This is a genomic window from Ruegeria lacuscaerulensis, assembly GCF_013034685.1.
Taxonomy (GTDB): domain Bacteria; phylum Pseudomonadota; class Alphaproteobacteria; order Rhodobacterales; family Rhodobacteraceae; genus Ruegeria; species Ruegeria lacuscaerulensis_B.
This window is the reverse complement of record NZ_WQGO01000007.1, coordinates 175,713-188,005: the sequence shown is the minus strand read 5'-3', so window position 1 is coordinate 188,005 and position 12,293 is coordinate 175,713. Positions and strand designations below refer to the sequence as shown.

General features: G+C 57.2%; 12 protein-coding genes. 5 read left to right on the top strand and 7 right to left on the bottom strand.

The annotated features are described in order from the left end of the window. Positions 1 to 514: 514 nt before the first annotated feature. Positions 515 to 1,084 carry a peptidoglycan L,D-endopeptidase MepK gene (mepK, locus tag GOV80_RS18105; RefSeq protein ID WP_170786808.1) on the bottom strand — a complete coding sequence of 190 codons (570 nt, stop codon included), beginning with the start codon at positions 1,082 to 1,084 and terminating at the stop codon, positions 515 to 517. Between the two features lie 355 nt (positions 1,085 to 1,439). Between mepK and GOV80_RS18100 the strand changes: the two genes are divergently transcribed. From GOV80_RS18100 to GOV80_RS18085, 4 genes are read left to right on the top strand one after another with little or no spacing between them, the layout of a single operon-like run. Further along, positions 1,440 to 3,038 (top strand): L,D-transpeptidase family protein, encoded by a 1,599-nt coding sequence (locus GOV80_RS18100; protein WP_170786806.1) that lies wholly within the window; start codon positions 1,440 to 1,442, stop codon positions 3,036 to 3,038. A gap of 34 nt (positions 3,039 to 3,072) precedes the next feature. Next, entirely contained in the window at positions 3,073 to 4,164 is a 1,092-nt protein-coding gene (lpxD, locus tag GOV80_RS18095; protein ID WP_170786804.1) for a UDP-3-O-(3-hydroxymyristoyl)glucosamine N-acyltransferase, read from the top strand. 32 nt (positions 4,165 to 4,196) lie between these two features. Then, positions 4,197 to 4,454: an acyl carrier protein gene (locus GOV80_RS18090; RefSeq protein ID WP_170786803.1), complete on the top strand. Its 258-nt coding sequence runs from the start codon at positions 4,197 to 4,199 to the stop codon at positions 4,452 to 4,454. Positions 4,455 to 4,463: 9 nt separating this feature from the next. Further along, positions 4,464 to 5,672, top strand: a complete 1,209-nt coding sequence (locus GOV80_RS18085) for a beta-ketoacyl-[acyl-carrier-protein] synthase family protein (RefSeq protein WP_170786800.1) — start codon at positions 4,464 to 4,466, stop codon at positions 5,670 to 5,672. Between the two features lie 42 nt (positions 5,673 to 5,714). Here the strand turns inward: GOV80_RS18085 and GOV80_RS18080 are convergent, their stop codons facing one another. Beyond that, positions 5,715 to 6,314, bottom strand: a complete 600-nt coding sequence (locus tag GOV80_RS18080) for an invasion associated locus B family protein (RefSeq protein ID WP_170769775.1) — start codon at positions 6,312 to 6,314, stop codon at positions 5,715 to 5,717. Between the two features lie 436 nt (positions 6,315 to 6,750). Between GOV80_RS18080 and GOV80_RS18075 the strand changes: the two genes are divergently transcribed. After that, positions 6,751 to 8,292 carry a helicase HerA-like domain-containing protein gene (locus GOV80_RS18075; protein ID WP_170769774.1) on the top strand — a complete coding sequence of 514 codons (1,542 nt, stop codon included), beginning with the start codon at positions 6,751 to 6,753 and terminating at the stop codon, positions 8,290 to 8,292. A gap of 36 nt (positions 8,293 to 8,328) precedes the next feature. On the opposite strand, the gene GOV80_RS18070 is transcribed toward GOV80_RS18075, so the two are convergent. The 5 genes from GOV80_RS18070 to GOV80_RS18050 form a co-directional block, all read right to left on the bottom strand. Continuing rightward, a complete protein-coding gene (locus GOV80_RS18070) occupies positions 8,329 to 8,583 on the bottom strand; it encodes a hypothetical protein (protein WP_170769773.1) in 255 nt (84 codons plus the stop codon). A 180-nt stretch (positions 8,584 to 8,763) separates the two neighbouring features. Continuing rightward, the gene (locus GOV80_RS18065) at positions 8,764 to 10,077 is read right to left on the bottom strand and encodes a branched-chain amino acid ABC transporter permease (protein WP_170786798.1); all 1,314 of its coding nucleotides are present in this window, start codon (positions 10,075 to 10,077) and stop codon (positions 8,764 to 8,766) included. Then, positions 10,074 to 11,084, bottom strand: a complete 1,011-nt coding sequence (locus GOV80_RS18060; RefSeq protein WP_170786795.1) for a branched-chain amino acid ABC transporter permease — start codon at positions 11,082 to 11,084, stop codon at positions 10,074 to 10,076. Before GOV80_RS18060 ends, GOV80_RS18065 begins: the two co-directional genes overlap by 4 nt. After that, the gene (locus tag GOV80_RS18055) at positions 11,084 to 11,455 is read right to left on the bottom strand and encodes a hypothetical protein (RefSeq protein WP_170786793.1); all 372 of its coding nucleotides are present in this window, start codon (positions 11,453 to 11,455) and stop codon (positions 11,084 to 11,086) included. The genes GOV80_RS18060 and GOV80_RS18055 overlap by 1 nt, the downstream gene beginning before the upstream one ends. A gap of 2 nt (positions 11,456 to 11,457) precedes the next feature. Beyond that, positions 11,458 to 12,288, bottom strand: a complete 831-nt coding sequence (locus tag GOV80_RS18050; protein WP_170786816.1) for an ABC transporter ATP-binding protein — start codon at positions 12,286 to 12,288, stop codon at positions 11,458 to 11,460. Positions 12,289 to 12,293 lie beyond the last annotated feature (5 nt).

The following is a 12,293-nucleotide window of genomic DNA, read 5'->3' as shown; positions in this document are numbered from 1 at the left end:
GAGAATTGAATCAGCAGCTTGCCTCTCAATCAAGGAAGAGTTTTTCAACGACATCAGCTCGAAGCGGTCCTTCGCTGCACCAAAATCGAACGTCTGATAATTAGCGCCAATTTTCGAACTTCTCATTCTGAGCACAAAAGGAAAGAGGCTGAACTCTCAGCCTCTTTCAACATTTACCTATAGGGTCTTGCCCGGCGGGCCTCCTTTTTCGCGTTTACATACAAATTTGTGAACTTTACAAACAATCCGCCTAGGTTCGCTTAAACCCGACTGGACCCGATAGTTATTAATAACAAATGGTTAAACGACCCTAATCGAACGGCAGGTGCCTATAACCTGCCCTCCGAAGGCAGAGGCCAGAGGTTCGAATCCTCTCAGGTGCGCCATTTTCCTTTGAATTTTCCTGTTCGCGCTCTGGGTCGATTGAATCTGGATAGGGGACGCGCGCACAAAAAAACCGCCGGGTCTTGGGGGCCGGCGGTCGAGAATACGGGTTGGTTTTGTATGTTGGTGCTTACCCGCCCCAACTACGGATATCGCCGCAATCCATGTGCACGAAATTCGAGCGATAGTATTTGCCCACCCCGCCCGCACGGCAGGATATGGCGGCCTTGGCCATCTGCGAGACTGACCGGGACGACAAGCGCAGGTCAGCGGCCTGACCCTTCATATGAAGTGAGTTCTTGGCCACGCGGCGCGACCGGGACCGAAGCATCGCGTTGGTCTGAGGTGAGCGGTAGCCAGACAGCAGCGTGTAGGGTTCGTCAACGTCCAGCAGATTATGTGAGGCAGCCATGATGTCGATGGTGCGCAGGTCCATGTCCTTGACTTGGTCCGTCCGCCAGTCACGCATGAAGTGGTTCACTTCTTTGACAGCGTCCTTGATGTATTTTCCATCGACCCAATATATCATATCGATACGCTCGCCGGTGCGCCCGGAATACATCCGGATACGGCGAATGTCGCCGCCGCCGCGGAGGAAACCTGCTGCGTTGGAATATGTTGGTGCTGCAACCACTGCCGTTGCCGCAAATGCGCCCAATAGGGCCCGCCGGGTCATACCCGAGGAACTGCTCGTCGTCATTTTATGTTCGTCCCGTACTGTTCCTGCCTGCACACGATGTTACGTGCGCGTTCTTAATTTTTTCCCATCCCAAGTACGGGTTTTATGGCACAGACGCAAAATCCAGCCAAGAAGTCTTTCATATTCATCTTTTCAAGCGGGAATTTTCGGCAGTTTTTTGCGCAGATGACACAAATGCGTATAATTTTCAGGCGCCAAGGGTGAGCGGGACTGTGGTCGATGCAAACGCGCATCAGGCGGGTAAAGAAGCATCGATGTGATGTATTTGTGAATGGACAAGCTCGTCGACCGGCCAGCATATTTGTTCGGCGTGGATACAGGCGCGCGTAGAGTGTTGAAGAATAAAGGTTATCCCATGCGAGCATTTTTTCGTGCATCCAGTGTTCTCGCTCTTGCTGCTTGCTTGGCGGCAACGACCGGCGTGGCCAACACTCCCGACAAACCTGCCACTGCCTTTCAGATGGCCGTGGCCGAATCTGCGCCGTCCGGGTCGGAGATTGCTGATTTTTACCGCGCGAACGGGTTTACACCGATTTGGGTGGGTGAGACGCCAGAACATGCGACGCGTCGTGCGAGCCTGATTCAGGCGTTGGCCACTGCCCATATGCACGGCCTGCCCGATGCCTATAACGTCGAGGCGCTGTTGACCAAGATGCAAGAGGCCCGTTCGGTCCGGGATCTGGGCGCTGTCGAAATGGCGCTGAGCCGGGCCTTTATCGCATATGCAAATGACCTTTATTCCGGAGCGCTCCGGCCTGCGGATATCGATGAGGGGTTGGTGCGCAAGGTACAGCGCCGCTCGACCGTGGATCATTTGCAAGGGGTCGTGTCCGAGAACGCGGCCTATTTTGATCAACTTGCGCCGCAGACCGCCCAGTATCGGGCATTGATGAAGCAGAAAGTGTCCTTGAAAGCTTTGATCGATCAGGGCGGATGGGGTGCGACTGTGCCTCAGGACAAGCTGGAACTTGGTGATACCGGTCCCAATGTGATCAAGCTGCGCAACCGGTTGGTTGCCATGGGTTATCTGAAACCCACCGCCAGCCCGCGCTTTGATGACGCGATGCTTGCCGCTGTGAAGGACTTTCAAACTGCGCACGGATTAGCCTCGGACGGGGTCGCGGGGCAGGGGACGATTACTGAACTGAACCGCTCAGCCTCAGACAGGCTGCGGGCGGTTTACGTGGCGCTGGAGCGGGAACGCTGGTTGCCGCGCGAGCGGGGCGAGCGGCATATTCTGGTCAATCAGGCTGATTTCTCGGCCAAGATCGTTGATGATGGCTTGGTGACGTTTGAAACGCGTGCGGTCATTGGAAAGAACGTTCACGATCGCCGCAGCCCGGAATTCTCGGATGAGATGGAGCATATGGTCATCAACCCTAGTTGGTATGTACCACGCTCGATCATCACAAAAGAATACCTGCCGCAGCTGCAATCGAACCCGAATGCGGTGAACCATATACATATCACTGACCGCAGTGGGCGGCAGATTGACCGGGGCGCAGTGGACTTTACCCAATTCACCGCGCGCAACTTCCCGTTTGCGATGCGTCAGCCGCCCAGCAAAAGCAATGCGTTGGGGTTGGTGAAGTTCATGTTCCCCAACCAGTACAATATCTATCTGCATGATACGCCCCAGAAATCTCTGTTCGCGCGCGAGTCGCGGGCGTTTTCGCATGGCTGTATCCGGCTGGCGCAACCCTTTGAGTTCGCCTTTGCGTTGCTGGCCAAGCAGGAGGAAGACCCAAGGGCGTTTTTCCAGCGGGTTCTGGCAACCGGCAAGGAAACCACGGTGCCTCTGAAACAGCACGTCCCGGTGCATTTGATCTATCGCACAGCCTATATCGGCCCCAAAGGCGAGGTTCAGTATCGCCGTGACGTCTACAGCCGAGATCAAAAAATCTGGGACGCTTTGCAGAAAGCGGGGGTGGTCCTGCCGGACGTTCAGGGGTAATCACCGGATTAGGCCTTAATCCGGGGAACCCGACATGCACTATACCATTCAGCAGATTGCCGATGCCCTTGGCGCGGAATGTCAGGGCGATGTCAGCCTGATCATCGCGCGCGCAGCGGAACCGGCGGATGCAGGTCCTGATGATCTGGCGATGGCAATGTCCCCCAAATATGCCGAGGCTTTGGGCAACGGCGCGGCCCGCGCGGCCGTGTTGTGGGAAGGTGCGGATTGGCAGGCCATGGGGTTGCAGGCCGCGATCTTTGTTCCGCGTCCACGGATGGCAATGGCGGGGATCACCACGATGCTGGACCGGGGGCAGGGGATTGCGCCCGGCATTCACCCGTCAGCCGTTGTCGACCCAACGGCAGAGATCAGCGAAGACGTCTCGATCGGCCCATTGGCGGTGATCGGCGCTCGGGCGAAAATCGGCGCGAGGTCGGTTATCGGGGCGCATTGTGTGGTCGGGATGGATGCAGTTCTGGGTCAGAACGCCGTGCTGCGCGAAATGGTTAGCATCGGTGCCCGCGCACAGATCGGAGACCGCTTTATTGCTCAACCCGGCGCGCGTATCGGCGGCGACGGATTCAGCTTTGTCACGCCCGAGGTGTCGGACGTCGAAAACGTGCGCAAGACCATGGGCGACAAGGGCGACGCACGGGCCCAAAGCTGGTTGCGCATCCACTCACTTGGCGCGGTCGAGATCGGTGATGATGTCGAAGTTGGCGCTAACTGCACTGTCGACAATGGTACGATCCGCAATACCCGGATCGGCGACGGCTCGAAATTGGATAATCTGGTCCATGTGGGCCACAACACACGCGTGGGGCGTGATTGCTTGCTGTGCGGACAAACCGGTGTGTCAGGCTCGGTCGAGATTGGAAACAACGTTGTTTTGGGCGGTCAGACCGGTGTGGTCGACAATATTTTTATTGGCGATGGCGTGATCTCGGGTGGCGGCACAAAGATTCTGTCCAATGTGCCGGCAGGCCGTGTCATCATGGGCTATCCGGGTATCAAAATGGAATCCCATACGGACATTTACAAAGCCCAACGCCGCCTGCCGCGCATGGCCCGTGACGTAGAGGCGTTGAAAAAGGCTGTTTTCAAACAGTCGTCGAGTGATTAAATCACCCTCAACGGGATAATCAGAGGATCGACATGAGCATCACCGATCGCGTCATCGCCATCATCGCCGAACAGGCCGTGCTGGACCCTTCGGATGTGACGCCCGAAAGTACGCTCGAAGATCTGGGGATCGACAGCCTTGGGTTGGTCGAAAGCATCTTCGCCATCGAGGAAGAGTTCGACATCTCGGTCCCGTTCAATGCCAACGAACCGACAGCCAGCGATTTTGACATCTCAAATGTTGCCGCGATCATCGCCGGTATCGAAAAGCTCGTGTCGGAAAAGGTCTGACGCAGGATCATGAAACGCGTTGTAATTACCGGTGCGGGCACGATCAACTCTTTGGGCCACTCCGTTCCGGCGACGCTTGAAGCGATGCGCGAAGGGCGCTGCGGAATCTCTGAACTTGATTTTCGAGATGTCGAGCGCCTTGCCATCAAGATCGGCGGTCAGGTGCGCGGGTTCGAGGCCGAGGGCCGCTTCAACCGCCAACAGATGACGCTGTATGACCGGTTTACGCAGTTCACCCTGACGGCGGCAAAGGAAGCAATCGAACAGTCTGGGATCGAATTTCATGGCGACCTAGCGGCGCGCTCAGGCGTTGTTTTGGGAACAGCCGGTGGCGGCGTGTCGACCTGGGATGACAATTACCGCTCAGTCTATGAGGGCGGCAAGAACCGGGTTCACCCCTTTGTCGTGCCCAAGCTGATGAACAACGCGGCCGCCAGCCACGTATCTATGGAACATAACCTCAAAGGGCCCAGCTTTACGGTCTCGACCGCCTGTGCCTCGTCAAATCACGCGATGGCGCTGGCGTTCCAGATGGTGCGCAGCGGCGCGGCCCCGGCGATGCTGACGGGTGGAGCGGAATCCATGCTGTGCTTTGGCGGCGTCAAGGCGTGGGAAGGGCTGCGGGTCATGTCCAAAGACGCCTGCCGTCCGTTCAGCGCAAACCGCAACGGTATGGTTCAGGGCGAAGGCGCAGGTGTTTTTGTCTTTGAAGAATACGAACACGCCCGCGCGCGTGGGGCCGAGATCCTGTGTGAAGTGGTGGGGTTTGCCATGACTTCGGACGCCGCAGATATCGTGATGCCCAGCAAACAAGGCGCGGCTCGGGCAATTTCGGGCGCTTTGGCGGATGGTGGGATCAATGCCGATCAGGTGGGCTATATCAACGCGCACGGAACCGGCACGGCGGCCAATGACAAGACCGAATGCGCGGCTGTGGCGGATGTCTTTGGTCCGCATGCGGATGATCTGATGATATCGTCCACCAAATCCATGCATGGACACCTGATCGGCGGTACCGGCGCGGTAGAACTGTTGGCCTGCATTATGGCACTGCGTGACGGCGTGATTGCGCCTACGATCGGCTATGAGGAACCTGACCCGGAATGCGCTTTGGATGTGGTTCCGAACGAAGCCCGCAAAGCCAAGGTAGAAGTCGCGCTGAGCAATGCGTTCGCCTTTGGTGGCCTGAATGCTGTTCTTGCTCTAAGGCAAGTCTAAAAGGAACGCGCTGTCTTTTGACAGCGCGCTCCGGCGGTTCGGTTAGTTTTGCGCTGGCTCAAGCGTATCAAAACCAGCGGTGAATCCGGCCAGCGACACTTCCATTTCCAACAACTGAGTCGGTGCCAACAAAGACACCAACGACAGCGTTGCCGTTGTTCCTGCTTTCATTGCGTCAATGTCACCTTGAGTGAACCCAAGCTGTGCGAGGCATCCGACCGGGTTGCAATGGTGATAGTTGTACCGCTTGCCAGGTGCGCCGTCGATGGACAGAGCAAGCTGTGCCTGCAACAGGATTTCAAGCGGAACTACAACCGTTGCTCGGGCGGCAGCGGGAGAGCCCTCGGGCAGATTCTGAATAGTGATGTCGGCAATGGGTTGCCCCTGGTCACCGGCCAGAATTTGGCGGAGGAAACAGGGATCTTCACCTGCTTCAGTCTTCACACACGAGATCATCCAATCACCGTGCTCTTCTTTGATGTAGCGGCTACCTACGCGTGGTCCTTCCTCGCCAAGATCCAAATCCGCACCAGCCTGAGTCTGCGGAGCAGTTGTAGTGTCGGCTTGATTTTCCTGCGCCGCGACCGCCCCGGCCCAAAGCATGGCGGCAACAACATTGAGAGTGAGAAGTTTCTTGATCATGAACGCCTCGGTTCTGTGGATACGCTTTTTGCACGGTCTAACATTGTTCCGGCAGGGTGTCAGGCACTATGCCAAGAAAATGCGTTGATGTGATCGGATTTTTGCCTGTCCACAGATGAAAACTATCGTTGGAGCAACAAAAAAAGGGAGCCGGTGGAGCGGCTCCCTTTTCTATAATTTTCTCCCCGTCGGACTGGCCGACTTAGTTATGGGCAGACGTTACGAAAGGGAATCGCGGCGGTCAACTGCTAACCTGAAAAATTGATCACTTCGGCGGTTTTCGTGAAAAAAGCCGCGCCCAAAGGCGCGGCCAGTCGACAGGGAGGAAGTCTGCCGCCTCCTTCCGGTTTGGTTACAGGCGGCGAATAGACTATCGCAGTTATTTGTTAAATTTGTATGCTGCCCTCAGACCGGTGGAAATTGGGGCAAATTTCATATGCAAAACAATATCTTTTTGGGCGGAGCCGGGGATGGCTACAGCGAACCGGAAAACCTGACGCTGAAATACGCCAACCGCCACGGGCTGATCGCAGGTGCGACCGGGACCGGAAAAACAGTGACTCTGCAAATTCTGGCAGAGGGTTTCTCGCAGGCCGGGGTGCCCGTATTTTTGTCGGATGTTAAGGGCGATCTTTCGGGGTTGGCCAAGGCGGGCAGCGCAGCGCACAAACTTCATCAGGCGTTTCAGGATCGCGCCCAGACAATCGGGTTTTCGGACTATAGCTATGGCGCTTGTCCGGTCACGTTCTGGGATTTGTTCGGAGAGCAGGGTCATCCCGTCCGCACCACTGTAACCGAGATGGGTCCGCTGCTGTTATCGCGCTTGATGGACCTCAGCGAGGCGCAGGAAGGTATCCTGAACATTGCCTTCCGTGTGGCTGATGACGAAGGGATGCCACTGCTTGACCTCAAGGACCTGCAATCGCTGCTGGTTTGGGTGGGAGAGAACCGAGGCCAGCTTTCATTACGGTTTGGCAATGTCTCGACATCTTCGATTGGTGCGATCCAACGGCGGCTGCTGGTGCTAGAAAATCAGGGCGGCGCGAACCTGTTTGGTGAACCCGCACTGGAACTGGCTGATCTTATGCACACCGACGCGCAAGGGCAGGGAGTCGTGAACATCCTCGCCTCGGACAAGCTGATGGGGTCGCCCCGGCTTTATGCGACGTTCCTGCTGTGGCTGCTCAGCGAATTGTTCGAAGAACTGCCCGAGGTGGGCGACCCCGACAAGCCTAAACTGGTATTCTTTTTCGACGAAGCGCATCTTCTGTTCGAAGATGCACCCAAGGTTTTGGTGGACAAGGTGGAACAAGTCGCACGCCTGATCCGGTCCAAGGGCGTGGGGGTGTATTTCATTTCCCAGAACCCCGCCGACATACCCGAAGATATTCTGGGCCAATTGGGCAACCGGGTTCAACATGCGCTGCGGGCCTTCACCGCGCGCGACCGCAAGAACTTGCGTCTGGCGGCGGAGACCTACCGAGAGAACCCCGCTTTCGATACCGAAGCCGCGATCCGCGAGGTCGGCGTAGGCGAGGCGGTCACTTCGATGCTGGAGAAAAAGGGCGTACCTGGCGTGGTCGAGCGGACTTTGATTCGTCCGCCGGGGTCTCAGTTGGGGCCAATCACGAAGGCTGAGCGTCAAGCCATTGTTGCCGCTTCGTCGATGGAGGCGAAGTACCGAGAGCTGAAGGACAGAAAATCGGCCTTTGAAATCCTTCAGACCCGCGCAGATGCGGCCGCTCAGGCGGCAGAAAAGGCCGAGGAAGAAATCGAAACCCAATCCGTGGCCGAGCGGGAATTCGCAACGGCACGCAGATATTCCGGCAGCCGGGTTGGGCGGTCATCCTCACGCGTGATGCGCAAGAAGGACAGCTTTGCCTCCGCCATGAGCGAGGCGGTCATCAAAGAACTCAAAGGAACAACAGGCCGCCGCATCGTGCGCGGCATTCTGGGCGGGTTGTTCAAAAGCAGGTAGGGCCGGGGACAGTCGCGGACCGCTCCGGCGACGGGCTTATCCCTTAAGGCGGCGCTGGCCTTCTTGCTTGCAATAGGCGTCCGCCTCGGGGACCGTCATTTTGGTGGCCGGGAAATCAATCGCGCGGTCCCAAATGACGCGATCAGGGCGGTACAGTTGGCACGTAACTTCACCCTTCGGAGTTTGGACTTTGACCGGTGTGGTTTCAAAATCTTCCGGGCTTGGAACGCAAGCTGCCAATCCGGCGATCAGAGGAAGCAGCAGCAGTGATTTGGTCAGCGTCGAAGTCATGTGAACTCTTTTATACTCAACAGGGTGGTCGCATCATTCTACGGATTTTCTAAATTCCCGTAAACGCGTGGGATTTCGGCCAATGCCAAACTGGTTGTACCCCGTCTAGACGGACAGTGCGCTTAGATCAAGAAACCGCGCCTGAAAAGAGGCACGGTTTCGTCGCTTTTGAGATAACTGTTACTTTTCTGGTATCAATCCGCGTGGGCTGAACCTGAGGACGATCAACAGTATCAAACCCATGGTGAACAGGCGCATATGGGCAGCGCTGTCGATCAGATGCGCCTTCAATGCGCTGCCTTCGGGCATGGTTGAAGTAATCAGGTTCATCAGCCAAAGGCCCATCGGCTCGACCTGGACCCACAGGAACCAGATCAGGAACGCGCCCAGAACCGCGCCGAAATTGTTGCCTGAGCCGCCGACGATCACCATCACCCAGACGAGGAAGGTAAAGCGCAGCGGATTGTAGGTGCCCGGCGTCAGCTGCCCGTCCAGTGTGGTCATCATCGCGCCCGCAATACCGCAGATCGCGGAACCCAAAACGAAGATCTGCAAATGGCGGCGGGTGACGTCCTTGCCCATCGCCTCGGCCGCAACTTCATTGTCGCGAATGGCGCGCATCATCCGTCCCCATGGGCTTTTCAATGCCATCTGTGCCATCCAAAGCAGGACCAGCAGCACTATGGTGAACAGCAGCGAATAGCCCAGCTTGACCGAAAGCGTCGAGGCCGTGACGGGATCAAGACCCAGCCATTCGGCGCGGGCGATGAATCCGGGATCTGCTTGCAACTCGACCTCATAGCCGACCACAGGCGCAGGGCGCGGGATGCCGTAGACATTCTTGACGCCGCGGGCCAGCCAGTCTTCGTTTTTCATGATGGCGATGATGATTTCGGCAATACCCAGCGTCGCAATCGCCAGATAATCCGAACGCAGACCCAGCGCGGTTTTCCCGATCAGCCACGCCGCACCAGCAGCCAGCAGACCTCCGGCGGGCCAAGCAAGCAGAACGGGCAGGTTCAGGCCTCCGATATTACCCGCGACCGCAGGGTCAATGGCCTCTATCGCGGCGACGTTGGGGTCGAAAATGGCTCGGTAGACAAAGAATCCGACGATCAGAATGCCGATGATCGCCAAGGTTTGCACCCGCCCTTTGGGCATCTTCTGCGCGGTGATCACAGCGGCTACAACCGTCGCGGCGCCCAGAAGCAGCGCGAGGATGACGCCAAAGCCCCCGCCGGTCCACGCGCCCGGCGTCGGCGGCGTCGAGACCAGTACAACCGCCAGCCCGCCTAGCGCGACAAAGCCCATGACGCCGACGTTGAAAAGGCCCGCAAAGCCCCATTGCAGGTTCACCCCGATGGACATGATGGCCGAGATCAGCCCCATGTTCAGGATCAGGATCGCCGCGTTCCAGCTTTGCGTGAACCCGGTCAGCAGGATTAGGCTGCCGACGGCAACGAAAAGCAGCGTATTCTTGACAGTCTCGGTCATACCGCTTTCCCCTTGAACAGGCCCGTGGGTTTAAACAGAAGCACAATCAGCAGGATCACGAAGCTGACGGCGAATTTGTAATCAGTGGACAGAAATTGGACCAGGCCAGAGGGCTCAAGGTTTTCAGGGGCCAGATAGGTCAGTACCTTTTTCCACGCGTAGGTGATGGTCACCTCGGAAAAGGCGATGATGAAGCCACCCGCAATGGCCCCCAGCGGATTGCCAAGCCCGCCCACGATGGCCGAGGCAAAGATCGGCAGCAGAAGCTGGAAATAGACGAAGGGCTTGAAGCTTTTGTCGAGGCCATAGAGCACGCCCGCCGTGGTCGCCAGCGCGGCAACGATGATCCATGTGATCATCACCACGCGTTCCGGGTTGATGCCGGACAGTAGGGCCAGATCCTCGTTATCAGAGTAGGCCCGCATCGACTTGCCGGTGCGCGTTTTGTTCAGGAACCAGAACAGCAGCGCAACGGCGACAACGGCCACAATTACGGTGATGCCCTGAGAGGTCTTGATCGCCAACCCCTCACGCAAGCCGGTCATCGCTTTGAAGTCGCGCGCCGAGACGATGAAACGCTCTCCGTCCGAGAAGCGCTGGTCATCCGGGCCGATGATGAACCGTACGATCCCGTTCATAATGAACATCACACCCATCGACACGATCACCAGAATGACCGGCTTGGCCTTTTGTTCGCGGTAGAACCTGTAAACCAGTCTGTCCGTGACCAGCACCAGAACGATACAGCCCAGAATAGCAAAGGGCAGGGCCAGCAGAGCGGTGGGCAGCGGCCCGAAACTGACCCCTGCGGCTTGCAGACCCCACGTGACCAGAACGGCGATCATCGCGCCAAAGGCCATCGTGTCGCCATGGGCAAAGTTCGAGAACCGCAGGATGCCATAGATCAGTGTCACCCCCAGAGCACCCAGCGCCAACTGGCTGCCATAGGCGATTGCGGGAACAAGAACGAAGTTGGAGAGCGCCACAAGGGCGTTGAGGAAGTCCATTAGTTTATCACCGTGCAGGCGCCATCATGGCTATAGCAAGTGTAACGCGTTGGAAGATCATCCATGCGCCACATGGCACCGCCTCCTGAAGACATTGAATCGAAAACGAGCAGCTCCCCTATTTCGCCAAATTCTGCTTCTTGTTCGTGAGAATTTAGAGCGTCGAACAATTTATACTGATCCTCAGATTTGTAGTGTCTGACGATCATCCAGATATCGTATTTTTTGCAGTCCTGATTGTCTCTGGTACACTCAGGTCCGAACTTACAGGAAAACAGAGAAGATAGGTTTTGAGCCTGATCGGCAAAAGCGACTGTGTTTGCCGTAAACAGAATTGCTATCGGAGCAACCGGGTTGAACTTCAGAAACATCCTCACCCCCCCAAGAAACTCTTACGCACTTCTGGATCGGCCAGTAATTCCTTGCCCGTGCCGGTATAGGCATTCCGCCCTTGAACCAGCACGTATCCCTTGTCCGCGATCTCCAGTGCCTGACGGGCGTTCTGTTCGACCATCAGGATTGGCAATCCGGTGCGGGAAACCTCGATGATCCGGTCGAACAGCTCATCCATCACGATGGGCGAGACACCGGCGGTCGGCTCGTCCAGCATCAGCACCTTGGGCTGGGTCATCAGCGCGCGGCCCACGGCGACCTGTTGGCGTTGACCGCCCGATAGCTCTCCGGCCGCCTGATTGCGCTTGTCGCGCAGGATGGGGAAGAGGTCATAGACCTGCTCCATCGTTCCCGAAATATCGTCGCGTCGGATGAAGGCGCCCATCTCAAGGTTCTCTTCTACCGTCATTGACGTGAAGATGTTCGAGGTTTGAGGCACAAAGCCCATACCGCGCATCACGCGATCCTGCGGGGTGAGCGCGGTGATATCTTCTCCGTCCAGTCGCACCGCACCCGACCGCACGTCCAACATCCCGAACACGGCCTTCATTGCGGTCGACTTACCAGCACCATTCGGGCCGACGATCACCGCGATTTCACCCTTGTCGACGGCTATGGTGCAATCGTGCAGGATGTCGGGGCCCTTGCCGTAACCGCCTGTCATAGTGTCGCCGATCAGGAAGGGGCCGCCCTCGACTTTATGCGTTTCACCGCTTTTGCGACGGGCGGGGGTCATGGTGCCCATGCCCTTTGGGTTGGTGATCGAGGCGTCCTTGTTGCCCTTGTCGTCGTGATAAGGGTTATCACTCATGCCAG

What these genes read in the sequence shown, in the direction of transcription:
- mepK (WP_170786808.1), bottom strand. Translation starts at nt 1,084, where the DNA reads ATGACGACGAGCAGTTCCTCGGGTATGACCCGGCGGGCCCTATTGGGC.
- GOV80_RS18100 (WP_170786806.1), top strand. Translation starts at nt 1,440, where the DNA reads ATGCGAGCATTTTTTCGTGCATCCAGTGTTCTCGCTCTTGCTGCTTGC.
- lpxD (WP_170786804.1), top strand. Translation starts at nt 3,073, where the DNA reads ATGCACTATACCATTCAGCAGATTGCCGATGCCCTTGGCGCGGAATGT.
- GOV80_RS18090 (WP_170786803.1), top strand. Translation starts at nt 4,197, where the DNA reads ATGAGCATCACCGATCGCGTCATCGCCATCATCGCCGAACAGGCCGTG.
- GOV80_RS18085 (WP_170786800.1), top strand. Translation starts at nt 4,464, where the DNA reads ATGAAACGCGTTGTAATTACCGGTGCGGGCACGATCAACTCTTTGGGC.
- GOV80_RS18080 (WP_170769775.1), bottom strand. Translation starts at nt 6,314, where the DNA reads ATGATCAAGAAACTTCTCACTCTCAATGTTGTTGCCGCCATGCTTTGG.
- GOV80_RS18075 (WP_170769774.1), top strand. Translation starts at nt 6,751, where the DNA reads ATGCAAAACAATATCTTTTTGGGCGGAGCCGGGGATGGCTACAGCGAA.
- GOV80_RS18070 (WP_170769773.1), bottom strand. Translation starts at nt 8,583, where the DNA reads ATGACTTCGACGCTGACCAAATCACTGCTGCTGCTTCCTCTGATCGCC.
- GOV80_RS18065 (WP_170786798.1), bottom strand. Translation starts at nt 10,077, where the DNA reads ATGACCGAGACTGTCAAGAATACGCTGCTTTTCGTTGCCGTCGGCAGC.
- GOV80_RS18060 (WP_170786795.1), bottom strand. Translation starts at nt 11,084, where the DNA reads ATGGACTTCCTCAACGCCCTTGTGGCGCTCTCCAACTTCGTTCTTGTT.
- GOV80_RS18055 (WP_170786793.1), bottom strand. Translation starts at nt 11,455, where the DNA reads ATGTTTCTGAAGTTCAACCCGGTTGCTCCGATAGCAATTCTGTTTACG.
- GOV80_RS18050 (WP_170786816.1), bottom strand. Translation starts at nt 12,288, where the DNA reads ATGAGTGATAACCCTTATCACGACGACAAGGGCAACAAGGACGCCTCG.